This window comes from Sphingobacterium sp. MYb388 (assembly GCF_037479535.1).
Taxonomy (GTDB): domain Bacteria; phylum Bacteroidota; class Bacteroidia; order Sphingobacteriales; family Sphingobacteriaceae; genus Sphingobacterium; species Sphingobacterium anhuiense.
This window is the reverse complement of record NZ_JBBGYV010000005.1, coordinates 50,932-74,562: the sequence shown is the minus strand read 5'-3', so window position 1 is coordinate 74,562 and position 23,631 is coordinate 50,932. Positions and strand designations below refer to the sequence as shown.

Annotated in this window: 19 protein-coding genes; 6 read left to right on the top strand and 13 right to left on the bottom strand. The window is 37.4% G+C overall.

Annotated elements, in window-relative coordinates; translation table 11 throughout:
• Nucleotides 1-5: 5 nt before the first annotated feature.
• From WH188_RS16695 to WH188_RS16685, 3 genes are read right to left on the bottom strand one after another with little or no spacing between them, the layout of a single operon-like run.
• Nucleotides 6-791, bottom strand: coding sequence for an enoyl-CoA hydratase/isomerase family protein (locus WH188_RS16695; protein ID WP_168126959.1), 786 nt, complete (start codon nucleotides 789-791; stop codon nucleotides 6-8).
• Nucleotides 792-803: 12 nt separating this feature from the next.
• Nucleotides 804-1,649 carry a hydroxymethylglutaryl-CoA lyase gene (locus WH188_RS16690; protein ID WP_168126960.1) on the bottom strand — a complete coding sequence of 282 codons (846 nt, stop codon included), beginning with the start codon at nucleotides 1,647-1,649 and terminating at the stop codon, nucleotides 804-806.
• Nucleotides 1,642-2,787 (bottom strand): acyl-CoA dehydrogenase family protein, encoded by a 1,146-nt coding sequence (locus WH188_RS16685; protein WP_021189893.1) that lies wholly within the window; start codon nucleotides 2,785-2,787, stop codon nucleotides 1,642-1,644. Before WH188_RS16685 ends, WH188_RS16690 begins: the two co-directional genes overlap by 8 nt.
• Nucleotides 2,788-2,938: 151 nt before the next feature.
• Here WH188_RS16685 and WH188_RS16680 point away from each other — a divergent pair, with 151 nt between their 5' ends.
• Complete coding sequence (locus tag WH188_RS16680; RefSeq protein ID WP_168126962.1) at nucleotides 2,939-4,546, top strand: acyl-CoA carboxylase subunit beta; 1,608 nt, start codon at nucleotides 2,939-2,941, stop codon at nucleotides 4,544-4,546.
• 105 nt (nucleotides 4,547-4,651) lie between these two features.
• Here WH188_RS16680 and WH188_RS16675 read toward each other — a convergent pair whose 3' ends face one another.
• The 7 genes from WH188_RS16675 to WH188_RS16645 form a co-directional block, all read right to left on the bottom strand.
• Nucleotides 4,652-6,571, bottom strand: a complete 1,920-nt coding sequence (locus WH188_RS16675; RefSeq protein WP_168126963.1) for an acetoacetate--CoA ligase — start codon at nucleotides 6,569-6,571, stop codon at nucleotides 4,652-4,654.
• A 537-nt stretch (nucleotides 6,572-7,108) separates the two neighbouring features.
• Nucleotides 7,109-8,155, bottom strand: coding sequence for a ferredoxin--NADP reductase (locus WH188_RS16670; RefSeq protein WP_168126964.1), 1,047 nt, complete (start codon nucleotides 8,153-8,155; stop codon nucleotides 7,109-7,111).
• Nucleotides 8,156-8,250: 95 nt separating this feature from the next.
• Nucleotides 8,251-9,768 carry an NAD(P)-binding protein gene (locus tag WH188_RS16665; RefSeq protein WP_168126965.1) on the bottom strand — a complete coding sequence of 506 codons (1,518 nt, stop codon included), beginning with the start codon at nucleotides 9,766-9,768 and terminating at the stop codon, nucleotides 8,251-8,253.
• Nucleotides 9,769-9,847: 79 nt separating this feature from the next.
• Nucleotides 9,848-11,362: a polyamine aminopropyltransferase gene (locus WH188_RS16660; protein WP_132842282.1), complete on the bottom strand. Its 1,515-nt coding sequence runs from the start codon at nucleotides 11,360-11,362 to the stop codon at nucleotides 9,848-9,850.
• Entirely contained in the window at nucleotides 11,355-11,573 is a 219-nt protein-coding gene (locus WH188_RS16655) for a DUF350 domain-containing protein (protein ID WP_108160091.1), read from the bottom strand. Before WH188_RS16655 ends, WH188_RS16660 begins: the two co-directional genes overlap by 8 nt.
• A gap of 14 nt (nucleotides 11,574-11,587) precedes the next feature.
• Nucleotides 11,588-12,994, bottom strand: a complete 1,407-nt coding sequence (locus tag WH188_RS16650; RefSeq protein ID WP_168126966.1) for a hypothetical protein — start codon at nucleotides 12,992-12,994, stop codon at nucleotides 11,588-11,590.
• Nucleotides 12,995-12,997: 3 nt separating this feature from the next.
• Complete coding sequence (locus tag WH188_RS16645) at nucleotides 12,998-13,357, bottom strand: S-adenosylmethionine decarboxylase family protein (protein WP_132842278.1); 360 nt, start codon at nucleotides 13,355-13,357, stop codon at nucleotides 12,998-13,000.
• Between the two features lie 263 nt (nucleotides 13,358-13,620).
• Here WH188_RS16645 and WH188_RS16640 point away from each other — a divergent pair, with 263 nt between their 5' ends.
• Nucleotides 13,621-14,580 carry a helix-turn-helix transcriptional regulator gene (locus tag WH188_RS16640; protein WP_021189896.1) on the top strand — a complete coding sequence of 320 codons (960 nt, stop codon included), beginning with the start codon at nucleotides 13,621-13,623 and terminating at the stop codon, nucleotides 14,578-14,580.
• A 7-nt stretch (nucleotides 14,581-14,587) separates the two neighbouring features.
• Here WH188_RS16640 and WH188_RS16635 read toward each other — a convergent pair whose 3' ends face one another.
• From WH188_RS16635 to WH188_RS16625, 3 genes are read right to left on the bottom strand one after another with little or no spacing between them, the layout of a single operon-like run.
• Entirely contained in the window at nucleotides 14,588-16,417 is a 1,830-nt protein-coding gene (locus WH188_RS16635; RefSeq protein WP_168126967.1) for a heme ABC transporter ATP-binding protein, read from the bottom strand.
• 3 nt (nucleotides 16,418-16,420) lie between these two features.
• On the bottom strand, nucleotides 16,421-17,455 hold the full coding sequence (locus WH188_RS16630) for a FecCD family ABC transporter permease (protein ID WP_208698610.1): 1,035 nt from the start codon (nucleotides 17,453-17,455) through the stop codon (nucleotides 16,421-16,423).
• 8 nt (nucleotides 17,456-17,463) lie between these two features.
• On the bottom strand, nucleotides 17,464-18,315 hold the full coding sequence (locus WH188_RS16625) for a heme/hemin ABC transporter substrate-binding protein (RefSeq protein WP_339424426.1): 852 nt from the start codon (nucleotides 18,313-18,315) through the stop codon (nucleotides 17,464-17,466).
• Between the two features lie 290 nt (nucleotides 18,316-18,605).
• Between WH188_RS16625 and WH188_RS16620 the strand changes: the two genes are divergently transcribed.
• Genes WH188_RS16620 through WH188_RS16605 form a run of 4 tightly spaced genes read left to right on the top strand, consistent with a single transcriptional unit; the run spans nucleotide 18,606 to nucleotide 23,388 of the window.
• Nucleotides 18,606-20,975, top strand: coding sequence for a TonB-dependent receptor (locus tag WH188_RS16620; protein ID WP_339424425.1), 2,370 nt, complete (start codon nucleotides 18,606-18,608; stop codon nucleotides 20,973-20,975).
• A gap of 4 nt (nucleotides 20,976-20,979) precedes the next feature.
• Nucleotides 20,980-21,699, top strand: coding sequence for an HmuY family protein (locus tag WH188_RS16615; RefSeq protein ID WP_168126968.1), 720 nt, complete (start codon nucleotides 20,980-20,982; stop codon nucleotides 21,697-21,699).
• Between the two features lie 18 nt (nucleotides 21,700-21,717).
• Entirely contained in the window at nucleotides 21,718-22,278 is a 561-nt protein-coding gene (locus WH188_RS16610; protein WP_339424424.1) for a biliverdin-producing heme oxygenase, read from the top strand.
• A gap of 18 nt (nucleotides 22,279-22,296) precedes the next feature.
• The gene (locus tag WH188_RS16605) at nucleotides 22,297-23,388 is read left to right on the top strand and encodes a hypothetical protein (RefSeq protein WP_339424423.1); all 1,092 of its coding nucleotides are present in this window, start codon (nucleotides 22,297-22,299) and stop codon (nucleotides 23,386-23,388) included.
• The last annotated feature ends 243 nt before the right edge of the window (nucleotides 23,389-23,631 follow it).

Genomic DNA, 23,631 nt, shown 5'->3' with positions numbered 1-23,631 from the left:
AACAATTACTCTCCTTTCCAATTTGGAGGTCTTTTTTCCATACGCGCGGCCATTCCTTCTTTAAAATCATGGCTTGTTCTCAGTCTTTGCAACTGCTCAAGAAGAAAAGCATACTGATCAGCCTTTCTAAGCCCTTCTAATTGTTTCGCTGACTCAAAGCCCATCTTAACCGCTAATGGCGCAATAGACGTCAGCTTATTGATCAAATCTGGCAACATATCGGGTTTCTGATCCATCAGTTCAAAAACTAAACCCATATTTTTCATTTCTTGAGCTGAAATCACCTCTGGACGAATGCATAGATCCATTGCTTTGTTATGGGGCAAATGCTTCAGCAGACCCGCCAAAACCTGAAAAGGAAACAATCCTAACTGCACCTCTGGTAAAGAGAACTGAACTGTCGACTTCGCAATAACATAGGTGCATTCTAGAATCATTAAAAAACCTCCCGCAATCACATTTCCTTCGAGCACTGCGATCGAAGGTTTATTCAATTGTGATATGACTTCTCCCAAAGACAAATCAACATGTGGAACCGTCTTTGCCAGCTCGGAAACATCTGGATTTTCAAAAGCTTTCAAATCCATGCCCGCACAAAATACAGGACCTTCCGCGTCGAGAATAAGCACCCTAACATCCGGATCAGAATCTGCGATTTGTATGGCATGATAGATCTCATCAATCATCAACGGTGTAAAAGCATTTCGTTTTTCAGGACGGGCCAAGGTCAAATAAAAAACATGATCGGCCTGTTTCACCTTAATAAACTTATAATTCAAATGACCACTCATAAACTTCTGACTTTATGCTATTAAATTAATAAATTCACCACCAAAGGTCAATATTTTATCCTGCCCTTTTCGCTCAAAATAATATATTAAATCTTCCGTTGGAATATTCCCTACCAACTCATCTTCGGCAAACGGACAGCCTCCGTATCCTAAAATAGCACCATCAAATTTTCGACATCCAGCAAGGTAAGCGGCATTGATTTTATCTAGACTACTTGCCTTAGGAGAATGAAAATGTGCACCGATATTTAAGGTTGGAAACCGTTGTAATGCCTGTTCAAAAAGTTGTGTTATCTGTGGCAATGTTGCCTCAGAAGTTGTGTCTGCCAAAGAAAATTCCACCACCCCTAGGGCAGCAATATTGTCCATCCAATCAAGCACAAGCTCATTACTCCAAAAATCACCAAATGGATTTCCAAATGCCATGGATATATAAACCACCATTTCTTTTTTGTGTTGATGTGCAATTTCCACAATACCTTTCAGACGTTCAAATGAATCAATGATAGAAGCATTTGTATTTCGTTGCTGAAAAACCTCAGAGATGGAAAAAGGATATCCCAAATAAGTGAGATTATCCGATTTCACAGCACGTAAAGCACCTTGTTCATTAGCAATGATCCCCAGCAGCTTCGTTTTACCGGACGTATTCAGCTGACGAAGCACTTCTTCAGTATCCGCCAATTGCGGAACAGCTTTTGGAGAAACAAACGATCCACAGTCAAGCCAGTCAAACAATTCGCTTTCAAGCAACATGTTCAAATACTTAACTTTTTTTTCCGTTGGAATCACATGCGATATCCCTTGAATGGCATCCCTGGGACATTCTACCAAAATTATATCTTCTTTTTTAGGCATCTTTTTGAATTTCCCGAGAAATAACCATCTTCTGTATACTCGACGTACCTTCCCCTATTGTACATAATTTTGCGTCTCTAAAGAACTTCTCAGCAGGATAATCTTTTGTAAAGCCATATCCTCCAAAAATCTGAACAGATTCATTAGAAACCGAAACTGCCGTTTCTGAAGCGTATAGCTTTGCCATTGCTCCTATTTTAGAAATGCGTTCACCACGATCTTTCATATATCCAGCTTGACGGGTCAGCAGCTCTGCTGCCTGAATTTCTGTAGCCATCTCTGCAAGCTTAAATCCAACCGCCTGAAATTCAAAAATCTTCTGATTGAACTGTTCTCTTTCGTTTGCATACTTTAACGCACATTCATAAGCACCACGAGCAATACCCAATGATAAAGCAGCGATAGAAATACGGCCACCATCCAATAGTTTCAATGCCTGAACAAAACCCTGCCCCTCTTCACCGACCATCTGATCCTGATGAATACGACAATTATCGAAAAACAAACATGCGGTTTCTGAAGCACGCATCCCTAATTTATTTTCCTTTTTACCTGCAGAAAAACCTTCCGTCCCCTTCTCGACAATAAAAGCAGTAACACCCTTTTTGTCACCTTTCTCACCGGTACGGGCAAGTACAACAGCTACGTCCGAGCTAATGGCATGTGTGATGAAGTTTTTAGAACCATTCAGCACAAAATAATCACCGTCACGAACCGCAACAGTCGCTAATCCTCCAGCATCAGACCCCGAACCCGTTTCTGTTAAACCCCAAGCTCCCAGCCATTCTCCTGTTGCCAATTTTGGTAGATATTTCTGCTTCTGACTTTCATTTGCGAAACTCAATATATGATTTGTACACAATGAATTATGTGCCGCTACCGAAAGTCCTATGGAACCACAAACTTTGGAAATCTCGTCCAAAACGGTTATATACTCCTGGTATCCAAAGCCAGATCCACCATAAGCTTCCGGGACAATAATGCCCATAAAGCCATGCTCGCCGAGCTTCTTAAATAAAGGTGCAGGAAATGTTTGTGCTTCATCCCACTCCATGATGTAGGGACGAATATGAGTTTCAGCAAAGTCTCTAGCACTTTGGCGAATCATCATCATTTGTTGTTCATTTTCAATAAACATAAATGTAATCTTTAATTTATAATTGGAATTCTGTTATTTACAATAATAACAAAATTATAACATCTTTTTTTAGAGAAACTCAAAATATAATGTTAAATTTATCTCATATTATCAAATTCTGAATTTGACATGCTTAAAATCCAATTATAACATGAATGAACTAATTGTAGAGTTAGAACTAAAAAGAGCAGCACTTCGCTTGGGAGGTGGCGAAGATAAAATCAAAAAATTAAAAGCCAAAGGAAAGCTCACTGCATGGGAGCGTGTCGAATACCTCCTTGATGATCACAAAGCTTATGTTGAAATTGCCCAGTTTGCCGGAGACAATATGTACCCTGAAGAAGGCGGTTGTCCAAATGCAGGTGTTGTCTGTGTTTTAGGGTATGTTAAAGACGAATTATGCGTCATTGTCTCTAATGATGCAACTGTAAAGGCTGGTGCCTGGTTCCCCATTAGCTGCAAAAAAAATCTACGTGCGCAAGAAATTGCTATGGAGAACAAAATTCCCATCATATACCTTGTCGATTCTGCAGGTGTCTTTTTACCGATGCAGGATCAAATATTCCCTGATAAAGAGCATTTTGGACGCATTTTTAGAAATAATGCTAAAATGTCATCTATGGGTATACCTCAAATAGCCGCTATAATGGGCAGTTGTGTTGCGGGAGGTGCCTATTTACCGATCATGTCCGACTACGCATTTATCGTTGAAGGAACCGGCTCTGTATTTTTAGCTGGCCCCTATCTGGTCAAATCTGCTATCGGTGAGACTGTTGATGCCGAAACATTAGGAGGCGCAAGCACACATTCTGTTATTTCTGGCGTTACAGACAATAAATTTCCAGATGAAGCAAGCTGTCTTGATGCTATAAAAGGTGTTATGGATAAACTTGGTGCGCATCCAAAAGCAGGATTTAATCGTAAAGAAGCCAAGGCGCCTTTACGTCAAAGCTCCGAAATCGCAGAAATATTGCCTTTAGATCGCACAAAACCGTATTCCATGCACAAGCTTTTAGAAGCTTTAGTGGACGAAGGTACTTTTGAAGAATATAAACAGGATTATGGCAAAACGATTGTCTGTGGTCTTGCCCGTATTGACGGATGGGCAGTAGGAATCGTTGCAAACCAACGTGAAATTGTTAAAGCAAAGAAACCAGCTGGTGCTGTTGAAATGCAGATGGGTGGGGTAATATACAGTGATTCTGCAGATAAGGCTGCACGCTTTATCATGAACTGTAATCAACAATTAATTCCACTGGTATTTCTGCAAGATGTAACAGGTTTCATGGTCGGTAGTCGCTCCGAACAGGGCGGAATCATCAAAGATGGAGCTAAGATGGTCAATGCGATGGCAAATTCAGTTGTGCCCAAGTTTACCTTTATCATCGGCAACAGTTACGGAGCTGGAAATTATGCGATGTGCGGTAAGGCATACGATCCTAGACTCATATATGCTTGGCCTACGGCGCAGATGGCTGTTATGAGCGGTGCTGCTGCCGGCAATACCCTCTTACAGATTCAAGAATCTGCTTTAAAAGCGAAAGGCATAGATATATCTGAAGAAGAAAAGAACACACTGCTAGATGATATCAAGAAACGTTACTTGGAACAGCTAAGCCCTTACTATGCTGCTGCCCGCATCTGGGTCGATGGCGTAATCAGACCCGATGAGACAAGAACTGTTATTAGCCTTGGTATAGAAGCTGCAAATCATAACCCAATTACAGAACGTTACAATGTCGGTGTGATCCAAACCTGATCCCCTACATCACATTTTGCAAAAGTAAAATAGCATAAATAATGCCCCGATTTTTGACCGGGGCATTATTTATTTACATACAGTAATTATTTACATTAATAATAACTACTTACTATCTAATAGTAATTTAACCCAAAAATCAAGAGAATTAGGATCTCTTAATACAGCGACGCTTACTGCCTTCTCTAACGGAGTTCCCATCATAATTTTTTTCACAGGAATCTCCAGTTTCTTACCACTAAGCGTGTAAGGAATGATTGGTACTGCTACAATAGTATCGGGTACATGACGTGGACTATAGCTTTTTCTTAGCTTTAATTTGATAGCCGCTTTCAGCTCATCGGTCAAAGAGACTCCGTCCTCCATCTGCACATACAGGGGCATGGTAGACGTCCCGTCCGCATGATCAAGACAAATAATTAAACTATCGGCAACTTCCGGAAAAGTATTTAATATGTTATAAATTTCAGCAGTCCCGATACGTACCCCACCCCGATTCAAAGTAGCATCAGAACGACCGTAAACGATAATACCCTGATGTTCCGTAAATTTGATCCAGTCGCCATGACACCACACTCCTGGGTATTTTTCAAAATAGCTCTCCTGATACTTTTCATTATGAAGATCATTCCAAAAATATATGGGCATTGATGGCATAGGGAGCGTTATAACCAGTTCACCTACTTCATTTTTCACTGATTCTCCATTTTCATTAAAGGCTTCAATCTTTGACCCTAAGGTTAAACACTGTATTTCACCGGCATAGACAGGTAATAAAGGATTTCCGGATAAAAATGCGCTACAGACATCTGTACCGCCACTCAGTGAAACAATCTGCGCTTGGGGAAATTGCTTTTGTAACCAGGAAAAGGTCTGCGGAGGCAATGGAGAGCCTGTTGAACCAATCGTTTTGGGTTGAAAACGAGGTTGCGTCAATTCAATATGCTGATTGGCGATATAATAGGCGGCGCCAGCCCCCACATGGTCAATCTCGTGCTGTCCAATAAAATTCCAAAAAGATAACTTTTCAGGATAGGCCAATGAACCCTCATAAATACAAAGGGTAGCCCCCAGTAATAAGGAAGAAAGCGCATAGTTCCACATCATCCACCCGGTGGTTGCATACCAGATAAATCGCTCCCCCTCTTGCACATTCTGGTGTAAAGCCAATGCTTTTAAATGCTCCAATAAAATACCACCACAGCTGTGCGTAATTGCCTTAGGCTTACCTGTCGTACCAGAAGAGTATAAAATCCAAATTGGATGGTCAAAAGGTACCGCTGTAAAACGCAACGGCACTCCTGTCTCTTGTGATACCGCATCTTTCCAGACCTGTTCATCCACAAAAACGACATCGTGTACCAGACTTTCCAGATTTGAAGATAGATCAATCATTGAAGCTTTAAGATCAAATAATTTGCCGTTATAGCTGTATGCAGCATCTGCGAACAAAAGCTTAGGTGTCACCTGAGAAAATCGTTCCAATATACTTGAAGATCCAAAATCTGGAGAACAGCATGACCAGATAGCGCCAATACTGTTAGCCGCTAAAAAAAGAGCGATAGAAGCGGGACTGTTTCTCAACACACCCACAACACGATCTCCCTTCTCTATACCCTGCCCTATCAAGAACGGCTGCAATGAACTAACCATTCCTTCCAGTTCGTCCCAAGAAATGCTCTGAAGGGGCTTATTCTCTTCCTGGAACAAAAGAGCCGGCCGTTCTGCAGTAGATTTTCGGAAAATATGTTCCGCATAATTTAAAGTGGCACCTTCAAACCATTTAGAACCAATAAATCCTTGTGGAGAAGCTTGAAAAATTTCTTGGTGAGGAGTATGAAAAATTACGTCAAAAAACGCGGCGATATCTTCCCAGAATTCTTCCAGATTTGAAACTGACCAGTCCCAAAGTATAGGATAAGAATCCATCTTAAATTGTCGTTTCTGTTCTACAAATTGCTTAAACTGGTATAAAGAAGATTCCTGTTGATAAGCAACAGAAGGCTTCCAAAGTAAATTACTCATTATTCTGATTCATTTGGTTTGAATCAAATCTAACGAAAATAATGTAAAATAAATCAGCTCAAGAAATTGATTTGTAAACAACAGATGTATTGCTATAATCAGGTCTTAAATCTAATAAAAATGCTAATCAGGGTTGTAGCCATTACGAGAAACATCAATAAATCTAAAAGATTCAAACATAGACATCAGCTTTTATACCCCCGTTAAATCGTGAAGAGAACTCCTTGAAAGTCCGTACAAGTCCATGAAAGTCCGTGAAAGTCCACACTCTACTCGACAACGGCTCTGCATTGATAGGTATTTACTAGGATACACCTCCGCCTTTCGTTCGACTCCTGTTCGACTGTACTTCGACTCCTTTTCGATAAAAAGACAAACAAATGCCAAATAATCATCGAACGAATCCCGAACCAGTTCCCTAGCATCCCCGAACCAACACGAATCAATATCCGAACCATTACCAACGGATATCAAAAGAAAATGGCCTAAGCGTATTTAATATTAACATGAACCCCTAAATAATGGCTAATGTTTGTACTAAAGCACATCGATAATCGTATCTGTTTCAATTGGATGTCCCGTACAAAGTAAAATACGTCCATTTTCAACTTCACGATCTGTCAGTACCTCATTATACGACATACGCACTTTTCCTTGGGAGCAATTTGATATACATGTACTGCACATACCCGACTTGCAGGAATATGGAAGCTTAATCTTGTTTTCCAAACCCACATCTAAAATAGATTTATTATAAGGAATATCTAAATGATAGCTTTGGCCTTGAAAGTTTAATTTGATGGAGTAAGTCGTCTTATCCACCTCTTTTTCTGTTTCATCATCATCGTCTTCTTCATTTTCAGGAAGCAAAAAGGTCTCCCGTTTGATTTGAGATTCATCAAACCCCATCCCCAACAAAGTGAAACGACACAAGTCCATATAGATCACTGGACCACAGGTGTAAAACAGAACGTCCTGATGTGCAGTTGGCAAATGATTTTTCAAAATGGAAAGGATATAATCTCTATTCAATCGTGCTGTCATCAGATTTTTACTATTTGAATAAATCCAAATGATCTGAAGACGATCCGGATATTTTTTTGCCCATTGCTGTAGTTCTTCTTTAAAAGGAGTTACCTCTGGAGAGCTATTGCTATAAGCCAGCACTATCTTTGATTTACTTTCACGAACCAACGCAGTCTTCAAGATGGAGAATAAAGGAGTGATACCAATACCTGCGGCGAATAAAAATACGGTACGTGCGCTATCTTCAATAGGTTCATAAATAAACAGACCTTGTGGATCTAATGCATCCACAATATCTCCCTCCTGAATTTTATGATGTAAAAAACGGGAAATCTCACCGTTTTCAACCCGCTTAACCGTAATACTTAAGGGTTCATCGACATCTGGTGAACTACTAAAAGAATACGATCTCCTCAACTCCCGATTAGCAAATTCAAAAGATAAAGTCAAAAATTGACCAGCTTTATAAGTTGGAAACTCCCCTGATACTGGTTCGAAATTAATGGTTACATTGTGATTTTCACGCGGAATGATGTTCGTAATTCTGAGCTTGTGCATAACCAAAGATAGTATTCACATCGAGTTTTATCAAATCATTAATTGCAATAGACTATAGATAGCTGTAATAGACAATTCTTCAAAAAAGTGGAACATTATGCTTCCCAACTATCAAGCATATTATCTACAGCACCCCTTCCTTGATAAAAAGCTTCTTCAAAAATAGAAACTCCACTTAAATCAGAATGAGCAAAGAAAATCTTGTTAGCAATTGGTAGAGTCAGCTGTTTTCTATATTCAGAAGACAAATAACCCGGAATTGGGGAAACCATGCCATGGCCATGCCTAAAAATCTCTATAGAAATGATTTCATCTTCAATACCAAAATGCGCTATTGAAAGATCCTTAATAATAAACTCCTTCCATTGCTCATCAGTTTGATTATACAGTTTACGCCTTTGTTCATTTAAATCCGTACCATCCAAACTATGATAATAAGAAATCACAAATGGACTTGTGAATTGGCCTAAACTCTGGTGCTGTGCATATACATACCCTAATCCCTTTGCTCCAAAAATAATGTTTTCCCAGGCAAGATTGGCGCCATCAGCAAAAGGAAATTTATGCAACACCACTGTTGCAACAATCCAGGGAGCATACTGTAGCAGTTGAAAATTTTTGCCTCTCTGCGGCAATAGGTACTTGTTGACATATTGCGGACAGCAATTAATCACTTTTTCAGCTATTATTTTTTTTGACACCTTTCTCTGCGCATCGAACAGCAACACTTCAACATTACTTTCATTTACCGTTATTTTGTAAACCATATGTTGTTTCAGAATTTGATTTTCGAAGCTTTCAGCCAATAACTTGGCTAATCGACCATTTCCTTCTTGCCACGTAAGTACAGCATCTTCATCTTTTTTAAAATCGTGCTTTCGAGCGGCAAAATAGTGAATCACCGCAAATGCAGCGGTATATTTTATTCCAGTACCATAGTCATCCCTACAGCAATAATTAAGATACTCATGAAGATAGCTCGAAGTATAACCTTCTTTTCGTAACCACTCTTCCATCGTTATTTGATCAAGGCTTAAATCAAATTTTTCGGGTGAAGAATAGCACATTGGAATATTAAAAATATAATGGCCATTTTGATCTTTCAAGGCTTTAAACTCTTCCATCTTATGCAGAAACCTTGTAAACTCTTGTTGATCAGCATCACTACTTCCATATTGCGGTACAATACCTTCCTGCCAATAATTTTTGATAAATAAACGTTCCTGTGGAGCAAAGGACAATTGCTCTTCGTCAAAAATTGGATTGCCATTGTCATCTCGGCCAATTACAACTCCTACATCAAATAAAAAATCAATCAACTCAACATTAGAAGCATTTGGAAGTGGTAAATAATGAGCTCCAAGTGGATATTTGGAATACTTATTTTCTCCACTCTTTGCATTCCCTCCCGTCTCAGCCTCTAATTCTACAAGAAAAAAATCTTTCCCTCCACGCTTATTTAATGTATATCCGGCTGTAAGCCCTGCAATCCCACCCCCTATAATTAAAACTGGAATCTCCAGTGTCTCACTAATATTTGGAAAATCAGGAAACCGTAGTTTATGTCCTAAAATATGGTTTGTCCCCGTTAATTTTAGAAATATGGTATTCATTCTCCTTTTACAAGAAGATAAAAGATAGCTTCCTAACGTCAGTAAAATACTATTTTTAACAAATGATCGCCTGGATTCTTTATATTTTACTCCACTCCTCATCAAAATACCGTACTAAAATCTGATTATCTAAACGATTTATTTCCACATCTACAGCTTTCATATCAGCTGGAAAATCGGTCATTTTCTGAAGATTATAATTATAATACTTCAAATTTGGAACACGCTGGTTTACGCGATTAAAATTGACTCTCATATCGGGTGAGAAGAGGTTAAATCCCCATTCGCCAAAAGAAGGAACATAAGTATGATAGGCCAAATTATTCGGAAAAACAGATGCGATAGTCTCATAAATGCACCAATAAGATTTTGGTGCAAAATATGGAGATGTTGTTTGAACAGAAACGATACATTGCGGCTCCATGAGTGGATATAGGCTTTTGTAAAAATTGTTTGTATAGAGTTTTCCCAAACTATAATTAGATGGATCAGGAAAATCGATAATCATCACATCAAATTTATCTTTTGCTTCCTTCACCCAAAGAAACGCATCCCTATTTATAACCTCAACACGAGAATTGTTCAATGCATTAGCATTATGCTTTCTCAACAGTTCATTTGTCTGGAACAATTTTGTCATCCCCTCATCCAGATCGACAAGCACTACTTTTTCTACAGAAGAATATTTTAAAATTTCTCTTACTGCAAGCCCGTCACCCCCTCCTAAAACAAGTACTTTCTTTGGACTTTTAGCAATAGACATCGCTGGGTGGACCAACGTTTCATGATATCGATATTCGTCCTTTGTATTGAATTGTAGATTATTATTTAAGAACAGCTGATATTCTCCTTTTGCCTCAGTCAGTACAATACGTTGATATGGCGTAGAGTGTTTATAAATAACATTGGTACTGTATAGCTGATTCTCGGAATATTTTAACAGTTCATTAGAGTAAAAAAACAAACCAATCAAAATAATAAAGCATACAAGTGACTTTATTTTAAGAATAATTGGATTTTTAAGTTGTTTACTCAAATAAAAAGAGAGAAATATGCCAACAGTAACATTGATAATTCCAAAAAATAATGATGTCCCCATTACCCCAAGTTTCGGAATGAGTAATATTGGAAATAATACAGAGGCAATAAGAGCACCGATATAATCAAAAGTGAAGACATTAGAAACCAAGTCTCTAAAGTTGACACGATCTTTTAAAATATTCATTAACAGCGGTATTTCCATTCCGCTAAGACATCCTGTTAAAAAAACAAAAAGATATAAGATCAACTGGAAATGTTCAACTTGTTGAAATAACAGAAATAAAATAACAGAACTAGTTCCACCAATTATTCCAATCAACAACTCGATATCTATAAATCGGTCTAAAAGATTTTTAACAATATACTTAGCAAAAAACGAACCCACGCCCATCGCAAAAAGATAGGTCCCAATAATAAATGAAAATTGTTTTACAGAATCTCCTAACAAATAACTAGCTAATGCACCTGCAACCAGTTCATAAATAAGACCACATGTAGCAATTATGAAAACAGATATCAGCAGAAATATGGGCAGATTCTTTTTTTTATCCATGAATAGCTGCCGCAATAATAATCGATATGCCTAGAATGAATGCAGCAAAAACAATCGCTAATGCAATATTTTTGTTTTTAACGATTTCTTGCCATGATTTTTCAGGTGTTAACCTCTCTATAACCCAATAAGCAAATATAAAAACGACAATTCCGATTATAGAATAGACAATAGATGCCGCTATTCCTTTGTAAAAGATTTCATAATTCATATGACTATATATTTTTATTTGTGACTAGAACCATAATCCGAATATGTTGGTCGATAATAATGATACCGAGATCCGGTATATGTATTATCTTCCACTGTATTTACTTGATAAGATGTTGTACAAGTTTTGATATATTTATTATAGTACTGTAAGCCTAAAGATAATCCAAACAAGATCACGAACCAGGATCCAAAGCCTTTATAATTCAATACCGCTAAATAATTAATTTCTTTATTGACAAACATAAGGCTATCTTTTCCCAGTCCTAACAATGAATTTCTTATCCACAAGACCAACAATACGAGCAAAACATAAGTAATAATTAAGCCCCAGTAATCTACACCTCCAAAAGTGATCTTGTAGTCTTCATTTAGATATACTGAAGCAACATTCTTATTAGTTGAGTAGGTTTCAAATACCATGTGATATGTGCCGGGCTCTACTTTGCAAAAACTCACCGAAATACCGCAAGCATGATTAACTTCATTATAATGATGTTGCAAAAGTGCTGTTTCCTGTATTTGGTTGGTAAGTTCATTAATCAACTTGATCCGAAGATGCACATTTGGAACATTAACATCTGAAATTCCTTGAAAAGTTAATTTTTGTGGTTCACTGCCATTTACACTAAAAGACTCCCCAATGTACTCATTATTCAATTTTGAGGAAGTAAATTTTTGATCAAATTGATAGTAATACTCCTGAATATTAGACCTGTTAATTAAAAAGAATCCTAGTCCGATTAAGATAACAAAACAAATGGTCAATATATTGAGGATCGTACTCGTCTTTTTCTTCCGGCTTAGGTATTCATTATAATATTCAAAGGTTTGAAAATAATCTTCTTGATTTTGATATGTTCCACTATAGTACTCGTTCACGTTATCAATTATTTCATGCGATACGAAACGATCTTCATTGATACTATTGATATAAGTATTAGCTTGAGATCTTGCATCAAGATCTTCAAAGACAAACCCTTCCGCGTACACTACCTTTAAAGTATCCTGATATTTTAAAATATAGGTCCTTGTCTGTAATTTAAGCCGATCTTCCTTTACTGATTTTATTTCTGGCAGTCCAACTGAATGTAGAATAGCTGCATAATCAGGTCCATCACTCCAATAAATTTCGTTGTTTTTGGAATTGAGACCTACATATTCATTACTATACTCGCCATCTAGATTAACCCGTTGTATTTTGGTAATAACCACATAATCGTTTTTCTTTTCTCCAATCCGTTCCCCTAAGCTAGTCCATAAAATATATTCAGGCTTCGGAAAGACTTTAACAAAAACCCAAGTTGTATGATCTTCACCTTTATAATAACTTCCGCAATTAGAACATACGAAACCCTTATAATCAACCACTTCAACATCAAAACCATGTTTAAAATTACATTTCGAGCAAATGATAAGCATAAACTATCGATTAACAATGGTTTCATTCAATACTGACGCATCAAAATAATGCTTAAAAACCTCCCCTAGCTCAAGTACTTTCTTCGTATTATCCTTGAGATAATTACATAGATAAATATCTAGTGTAAGCTGTGAAAACTCAGGCCATGTATGGATACAGATATGTGATTCCATCAAACATATAGCTACTGTGAAACCTTTACTGTCAAATTCATGAGATGAGATTCCGACAATTTTCAGACCATGATCATTTATTTGATGTATTGTAAAATCTAAAAAATTCGACATATCGGTTAATAGATTAACATCATTCACCTGAAGTGTTAACAATTGATGGGTTCCTGGCTTATACTGTTCGTTCATTTCTAAAAATGGTTCTCGGCTATGGCGGCAAATATATACATTTTTTTAATTTAAAAGATATTAAAATAGAGTAGATTAACCAACTTATTGCCCGATATGACACTTAGATTCATCGGCTATACGCTAATTATCTTATTCATAAACATCTGTTTGCATTTCAATCAACCTGTTTTTTAAAATAGAATAATTGCTCGTCATTTAAAGGTCTCATTTCAATAAATTAATTTAGATCTATTACAAATAATGTATATTTGTAATAAGGTATGATTATAAAAGCAAAGATAAAACAACATAATGAATGGCTATTTTGGGAAGAGCTTCCTGAGATCAGCTCGATCAATACCATTTTATCCGAAAAGCATATTGCAATCAATAAAAGCCCGATAAATATCAGTACCTATCAGATCCTGAGCAGAGGCTTGTTTGTGCTCTGCGCGGATATGCGTGTTTCAGCTCCTGTAGATATTATCTCGGAGATAGAAGGCGAAGCTGTCGTGAGCCAATTTATCCTCAGTAAATCAGAATCTGCGCATGGATTTACTTTCAGTAAACATAACATACGTTACATTCCTTCTCTTTACGAAGAGCATCCGATTCAGAGCAATCAGGACTTCCTGTATTTTATGGTCATCATGACACCTGAACTCTATCAGAATATGATCAGCATACATACGCCACTTCATTTGGAATTCAAAGAGAAGATGAAGGAAAAGAAAGTGATCTCCATTGTCGAAGAAGATCTTTTTGTTACCACAGAAATGAAGGGGATCATTGATAGTATTCGTACCACGACAAATAAAAATGAATTGAAGCAGATATTTGTCAATGCGCGCATTCTCGAACTCATCATGCTTCAGTTTGAACAGTTCAGTTTCATCAGCGATAAACTTACGGATCTTTTAAAGATCGAAGATGTTCAAAAACTGGAAGAGGCACAGCGGATCCTTCGCAATAATTTTGTCAATCCGCCAACACACAAGCAATTATCAAAATTAGTACTATTGAATGAGTTTAAACTTCGCAATGGCTTTAAACAACATTTTGGTACTACCATTTACAACTACATCACACGTATCCGAATGGAGGAGGCAAAACGTCTGATTTTAAATGAAAACAAAAACATGTATGAGGTGAGTACGATCGTGGGTTTTAAACATCAGGCTAGCTTTACACATGCATTTAAAAAATATTACGGCTTACTCCCTTCAGAAATAAGCCGTTAATTTACTTTTATACCTTTTGACCTTGCAATAGCGAACGCCATGATTCTAATTCAGGAATACCCGGTTTTCGTTTCCCAAAAAGTTGAACAATTAGATTTCCCTGCTTGTCGTAAACTTCCAATGCGTTTACATCACCATCCGTAGAAGGTTTTCTAACCTGCCATATTTGGTCAATCGCATCCATATTAAGATGCAGATTAAACTGTGGATCTAGTACATTAAACCAATTCTCCATAGTTACAAGTTTCTTGATCAATCCCGAATGTATCTGAATACAGCCTTTATTGCTAACAAAAACCATGACAGGAACTTCCTGTTCTGAAGCCTGGTTTAAGATTTCTGTAAATCGCTCTAATGGCAATTGCTCTGCGAAACCAGAAGGTGCCAGACGTAATGCCTGTGTCCGCTGTAAGCTATATTTACGTAAAATACCAAAGAATTCATGGCTATCCTTCATATTCAGCCAATCTGACTGAAAACTATCGACAGCAATTTCCGTATCTGGAATGGAGATATCGCTTAAAACTGCGGGAATATTGATTGTAAAATACGTCTGGTCTGCAGCACGATAAGAATTTACAAGTTCTTCATAAACAGCAATCGGATTAGAGTCTTTGGTCAAATAAACTTTATGAACAGCTAATCCCGCTTTATCAAAGAACTGGATACTCAAAAGATCTTTAACTTTTACAGCAAATGCATAAGCCCAATTCTGAATAAAAACGCGTAGGTCAATATCATCATTATGAAATAATACGACATGCCCCTCATTGGAAGGTGTGGGATACGTTCCTTTTCTTTCATGAACACATGCATCATTACGTGTCAAAGCCATAACATGCCCTAAGCGCGGTAATTCCTGCAAAATAGCCCAAATATCATCCTTAAGTAACACCACATCATCTGACAATTGTGTCAATAGAAGCTGTGCTTCACTTACCTTAAGTGCTTTTGCACAGTCGTAAATCCTTGCCTTAGGATTATCTTTTTTATAATTTTCGTACTTTTCTTTTAATTCCATCGCCAGTTCATGTTTATAATTTGAATTAAATTTTGCTGCTGAATAATGTACTGTACAGGTTTGTACAGACGGTGTCAGCGTAGCCATATCAGTACTCACTTTTGTTTGTACACCAAATATAGCATATATATTTTCAGGCTTGAGCACTTCAATAGGAGCTCCCTCCCACCATTTCCTACCCGATTTGAGCATCAATACACGATCGGCATACTGTGCAACAAGATTCAGTTCATGTAATATGGCAACAACACTAAATCCAACAGCAGTCAAAGCTTTCGCAATGGCTAATGTTTGATGTTGAAATTGGATATCCATACTCGCTACAGGCTCATCTAATAATAACAAAACGTCTTTCTGGTCCCACACCTGTGCCAATACCCTTGCAAAATGAACACGTTGCTGCTCTCCACCCGACAGTTGCTGTATTTTTCTATCGCCCAGATGTTCGACTTCACAGATACGCATACACTCTGCTATAGCCACGTCGTGTTGCTCCTGAGATGCTTTCAAATGATAGCGTCCCATACGGACGACCTCCTCGACAGTAAACGCCATAGCCATACTATTGGACTGGTGTAGGAAAGCTCTCGCATAAGCAAGTTCTTTCAATGAGTAAGAACGAAGTGGTTTGCCTTTAAACAATATTTCTCCCTTTGCAGGTTTCAGATCGGAAGCCAACATACGTAACAAAGATGTTTTTCCGGCTCCATTTGCTCCTACAATTGCGTAAAATTCGCCTTTTTGAATAGAGATATCAATATCCCTTAAAATGGGACGCCCTTTGATTTCGTATGATAGTGATTGTACTTGTAGCATAAACTAGATTTTATTCTTGTCTCTGATCAGGATAAATAAGAAAACTGGAGTACCCAATAATGCTGTAATAACCCCAATAGGAAGTTCCAATGGCTGAATAATTAAGCGGGAAAGCAGATCAGCAAGTGTGAGGACCAATGCTCCGGCAATACTTGATGCCACGAGCACGTAACGATTATCAACACCACCAATCAACCGGATTGCATGCGGTACTAATAAACCCACGAAGCTGATAACTCCGGAAAATGCAACAGCTGCTCCTACTGCCAATGTTGAAAACAAAATAACAACAATTTTCAACCGGCTTGTATTGACGCCCATCATTTCAGCTTGAGATTCTCCTAAAGCAAAAACATTCAATTGTTTCGCAAAAAGAGGTAGAATAACTAAAGAAATAAAGACACAGGGATACAATACTTTAATATTTTCCCATGATGCTCCCGCTAAACTGCCCAATGACCAAAAGGTGATGGAACGTAATTGTTGTTCAGTTGCTAAATAACTCAATAATCCCGTTAAGGCTCCTGCAAATGCATTCATAGCAACACCTGCTAAAAGCATGGTTGCAATATGAGATTTCCCATTGTTCATGGATATACGATAAACAATAAGCACTGTCAATGTTGCTCCTAAAAACGCTGCAAATGCCAGAACGTAATAACCCAGGCTTGCAGAAATCATGGGAAGTAACAAGCCTTCGAAAGAGATAACGAGTGCGGCAAAGAAAGAAGCGCCTGAAGAAATTCCCATTAAGCCAGGTTCCGCTAATGGATTTCGAAATATACCTTGGATAGCTGCTCCACTGATTCCTAAAGCTGCACCAACTGCAATTCCCATTAGAATTCTAGGTAATCGTATTTGCTCCAAGACATTCACAGTCAGCTCATCAATACCTGATGAAGCTTTAAGACCTATCTTATGTAACAGTATAGAGCAAACATCCCAAAAGGAAACCGAAATCGATCCCATCCCTAATGAAAATATGACTACGATAATAAGTAATATGCTGAGTAGCGTGTAAATTAAGGTATTTTTCATTACAGCAACTATTTTCCAAATAATTTTTCGTGCAACTGCTGTATCGCCTGTGGTAAACGCATACTGAAACCATTTAACAAGGATGCATCCATAGCAATTACTCTTTTATTTTTACCTGCTGTAGTTAAGTTAACACCTGGTAACTTCAAAATAGCTTCTTTTCCTCCTAAACTGGACATCCCAAAATCAAATAACAAAATAACTTCCGGATTGGCCTGAACTAAAGCTTCTGTATTATATGTTTTGTATCCTGTAAAACCTTTCATCACATTTTGAGCACCGGCTAACTTGATTACCGCATCAACGGCAGTTCCTGAACCAGATACACTCATTGCTCCTGCCCCACGTGCATATACAAACATCATTTTAGTTGCTTTACTCGATTTCCCCTTCGCAATTGCCGACTTTAGATCTTTCGATAATTGATCTGCAACCTGATTTCCCTTTGTAGTAACATTTAAAGATTGTCCTACTTTGCGAACCAATCCTGTTAATCCTGCCTCAGAAAATTCCTGTTTAAACAAAACACATGAAATATTCAAGGTCTTAAATTGCGCCAATACAGCCGCACTGACCTCTCCTTCAAAACCTAGTACGATATCTGGACGAAATGAAGCAATTCCTTCAGCCGTAATTGATCTGTTTTTGCTCACTTTAGGAATCTCTTTCACATAACTTGGATAATCGCTTGTCACATCAACAGCCACTAGATTAGCACCTAGCCCTAATGCATCAACAATTTCCGTCAAACTTCCACTTAAGGAAACAATTCTTTTTGGCGTGTTGCCCTGTGCTATAGCTACTGTATAGCTAGACCATAAAATGATGATAAGCGCAAAATTATTTAATATTTTCTTCATATAATTTGTTCATTTATGAAGAACAAAAATGGGCTTATTTAAACTAATTACAAATAAAGAGTTCTGTTTGCAATACGCTTACACTAATACACAAGAATAGATATAAACAAATTAAATACTCTGGTTAACAATAAATTAACTAAACAGCAGGGATCATTATGTCATTTAAATAATATCATATTGCACAAAAATTAATACGCTTTGCACAAATCAAAATACACAATGCATAAATAAACTTTGGCATTTTATGGAGATACTTGCATTATTATTTAGAATTATTACAAATAACTTTGAAGACAACACACTATCTATGCCTGCTATTTAGTTTTCTTTTTCTGATCGGGAAAAGCAATTCAGTGCTTGCACAACAGAATGCGCAATTTCAGGGGCTTATTGTGGATGAATTACAAAAACCGTTGGCAGATGTTAGTATTTTAATCGAACCAGACCGATCTACGACAAAAACAGATAATCGGGGAAATTTCATAGTCAAAAAATTATATGCCGGAACATATACTTATACTTTAAGTGCAATTGGATATGAAACCTTAACTGGTTCTATTGAGTTGATCGCAAAAGACAAGCAGCTACATCGCTTCCAGCTTCATAAATCGAATCAAGTTTTAGATGAAGCATTGGTTACGCAAGAGATTCAAAACCGTCCAACATTAATTGATCCTAAGAACTCTGCTATGCCGGTTACTATTATCGACAGGAAGGCAATTGAACTTATGGGGAGTAGACGTTTGGACGAGGTCTTAAAAGAACAGACAGGTATTGCTATTGTTAACAATACTGCTGGCGGTAACCGTTCTGTAGGTGTGCAGCTGCAGGGATTCTCTAGTGAATACGTCATGATCCTTATTGACGGACAGCCGATGCTCGGCAGAAGTTCCGGTAACTTTGACTTATCACGTATTTCGGTAACAAATATAGAACGTATAGAGATTATCAAAGGGGCTTCTTCTTGTCTTTATGGGAGTGATGCACTGGGAGGAGCGATCAATATCATCACCCGTTTAGGTAAAGTAACTCCTCAAATGCATGCAAATATTAACTATGGAAGTTTCAACGTATTGGATGCAACCTTAGAAGGTGAGACTTCCTTTAATAAAAATAGAGGAACAGCTTTACTCTCTACGAATTACTACCGTACGGATGGTTTTAATACAAACAAAAAATTTCAGTCAAGCGGAACCACAGTCCCACCCTACCAAACTTTTTCCATCCAGGGAAAAGTAAGACATCAATTGAAAGATAATCAGCATTTCATTGGCGCTTCAGGGCGTTATAACTATCGCCAATCCGATATGCACCGTGGTTACGGACAAGATTTCAGCACGCTAGATCAACAAAAAGAGACTGACATCAATGCTTCATTGTTCTACGATAGCCGTTGGAATGAACGCTTGAAATCGCTTTCTACCTATTACGTATCGCATTATCAATCCGATAATAAAGTAACAGCACAGCAAAACAATGCCAATTTAGCTTCAGACAATTTCACACAGATGGTCCATCGTCTGGAACAACAATTTGCTTATCAGTCAGAAGGCTTAAATGTGACTATGGGACTAGGTGGCGCTATAGAAGCTATGGATCTTGCTGAAAATTTTGACAACAAAAATCAGAAGAACTTCTTTTTATATACCCAAGCGAATAAAACAATCGGAGAAAAAACCACTGTTGTTGCAGGATTGCGCTATGACCAGACAGACAATTACGGAGGGCGATTAAACCCAAGTTTAGGTGTGACCTATCAATTACTGCCTCAGCTTGCTTTGAAAACAGGTATAGGAACTGGATTTAAAGCTCCTGACTTCAAGACCCGTTATCAAGTGTTTTACAACCCTGCTGCCAATTACTACGTTATCGGCAATGAAGTTTTAAACAGTACTCTGGATGAAATGGATGCCGCAGGACAAATTTCTGAACGTCGCAATTACATCATCAATCAACTTGATGGTAACTTAAAAGCCGAGCACAACACCTCAATCAATGCAGGTTTGACCTGGAAGCCGTTAACAAATACAACAGTAGAAGTCAATGTATTTCGTCATCAGCTTAAAAATCAAATCAATAGTATACAGGTTGCTACAGGTATGCAAAACATGGCGATTTATTCGTATCAAAATTTACCAAAGTCAGTCAATAAAGGATTTGACATATCTTTTTCTACTCGGGTATTAGAAAAAATCACAATCAATGCAGGCTATCAATACCTGATTGCGAAAGATATGAGTGTTGTTGATAGTATAAAACAAGGGAATTGGCCATTTAATACCTTAAGAGATCCAAAGACCGGAGAGACATTTACGCCAACATCAAAAGACTACTGGGGCTTAGAAAACAGATCAAGACATCAATTCAACATAGGTGCAATTTATCAAGCTCCTTGGAATCTGACAATAAATGCACGTGCTAACTACAGAGGGAAGTATGCATTTTCAGATGCAAATGGCAATCATTTTATTGATCGTTTTGACACATTTGTCAATCAGCATATTCTCTATAATGCAACTATTGAAAAAAAGTTTGACAAACTTCCTTTAACTGTCCGGGTGACTGGAGAAAACCTCGGAAACTATATTAATTATTTAATTCCAGGCCAAATTGGTCGAAGTGTATCCTTTGGCCTATCCTACAGATTAATAAAGTAAAAAGATGAAATTATCCATAAAAATACTCTTTTATAGTTGCATAGCAACAGTGTTTACTTCATGTTTTAAACCCAACATTGAGCCAGACATCTTAGCCGACGGAAAAAGTACGATCATAAAAGATCTTGCTGGTGATGTAAATGCTTATGTCGGAGCTGGTGTCGGTGGCGGAAACCCCAAAGAAACAAGAGACTTTTATACTTTCCTATTTCGGTTTTCAGATCAAAACCAGACTTGGTTAAAAAATCATACCGATTCGGTAACGAACTTTGCAAAAACAGATTGGGATCTTGCCTTTACAGGACAATACAATGGAACAATTTTTATAAATGATGGAACGATGGAAAATAATCCCGCTTACGGAAATCCATCAAGACACCGAGTTGTACTGATTAAAAAGCCATATGACCAGGTCGATTCTGCTCCTGAGGATATTGAATTTGAAAACTCAAAGATAAATGCATTCGGTATTATTATGGATGCCGAGTCGTCAGGCTGGTATGATTATAATATACAGCGTCATCTGGTACAGGCCATGCCTGACCGCACCTATGTCATCCGTTTAAGTAATGGGAAATATGTCAAGCTACAAATGATCAGTGTATATCAGGGTATTCACAATTTTACGCCGATTACTGACCTTTACTGGCCTGCCCCCTACTTTACTTTCCGATATTTCATACAAGAAGATGGAACAAAAAATTTAAAAACGAGTAATTTATAAAATTAATAAGCAAATATCATGTTAAACTTAAAAATCAAAGAAGCCACAAAAAATGGCCATCAAGAGTTAGAAAAAAATGTTATTTTTAAATTGAAGGCTATTGAAAATAACTTAGATTATGCAGACGTATTGAAATATTTCTATGCTTATTTTAATGCTGCAGAAGGAAACATTGAAGCGGCATTACCAGCAAGCTTAGCATCTTACTATGCCACACGCAGAAATGCATCACATGTTGCCAAAGATATCATTGAACTAGGTGGTAGTTTAGAAAACTTACCTGAAGTTGTGTTACCGACGATCAGCACAAAAAACCAAGCTATCGGTGCTCTTTATGTACTAGAGGGATCTATCATGGGCGGACCACATATTGTCAAAATGCTTCAACATAGAGGTATCAATTCGGGATTTAACTTTTTTAATGGTTATGGTGACCAATCAATGGAAAAATGGGCGGAGTTTACTGCAATAATCAATGCAGAAGTTGCCGAAAATGACGAGCAAGAAGCTATCAATGCTGCATTAGCGACATTTGAAGCATTTACCAATACATTTAATTCAAAAGCAGTTATCTCGTAATTTTAAATCCGTGTAATCATGAAATCATCACACAAATTAAAAAGTATCCTGTGTGTTAGTGCTATTGCACTGACCTCTTTTCAATTTACAGCTTGTAAAAAAGATAAAGTTGAAGATCCAAAAGAAGAAGAAGTTTTCAAAACTGAAGGACTTAATGTTGCTGTACCAAGTGGTAAAACCATATTTTACGACTTAAAGAAACAAGAAGATGCGACAGAAAGCTCTTATACTTTTAAACTTTCAGGCATGTACGGGTCTCGTTTAGATTTGGGAAACCAAGGCTATCAAATGGGATATTTTGACTTGAAAAATACGAGTATCAAAGATATTAAATTGACCAATACAGCAGACTTTAACCAGTTGGATGTTAAAGAAACTAATTTTTTAACCATTGATGCATCCACTGCAGGAGAACCGGCAAACGGTCCAACTTGGATTATTTATGACTATAAAAATAATCATGCTGTATACCCGACTGCAGATCGTTATATTGTATTCTACAAAAAAGCAGACATCACAAGTAGTGCACAAACTGAAGTCATCATTATGCAAGCAGATAAAGTAACAGCTAAAGATGGAAATGCACGATACCAATTAAAATCGGAATCGCATGATATCAATATCCTCAAAGAAAAAGAAGTAAAAACAGGTACTGTTGCTGTTGCTTCTGGGAAAACAGTATTTTATGATTTATTAAATGATAAAATTACTGAAACTGTCGAAACAAGTCTAGTAAATTTCTCAGGAACTTCCGGTACAACTCTTAAACCAAGTACAACAGCTTATAAATTTGGGTATTTTGATTTAAAAGGAAAGGCTATTGAAGATATCAAAATCGCGAACTTAAAAGAACTTGATTTCAAAGAAGCAACATCTTTGGGACTAGATGCTACAAGCATGGGGCAACCGGTTTCAGGTCCAACATGGATGATATACGCAGGTGCCCCAACACATGCTGTATCTCCTACTGCTGATCGGTATGTATTATTGTATAAAGGAACATCTTTATCTGAAAGCCCTAATGAAGTCATCATATTCAAGGCAGATGAACTTGTTCCTGCAGGTAGAGATTTAACCTTCAAATTGAAAATAAAACAGTTTATAAAATAGATTGTAAAGTCAATTTTTATAATAGCATGAAGCATCTTGACATAAATCAAGATGCTTTCTTATTTTTAATAAGATGTATGATATATCCGTGATATTCGGTCTCTTTTTTGAAATCAACTGATTTCAGCATAACTTAGGGAAGGTAAAAAAATCTTAGATCTGATCATTTTACGCAGCAATACAGACATTCAAACTACTGCAACCATATTGCTTATACTGCATTTTATTTCCGAACCCTAGTCA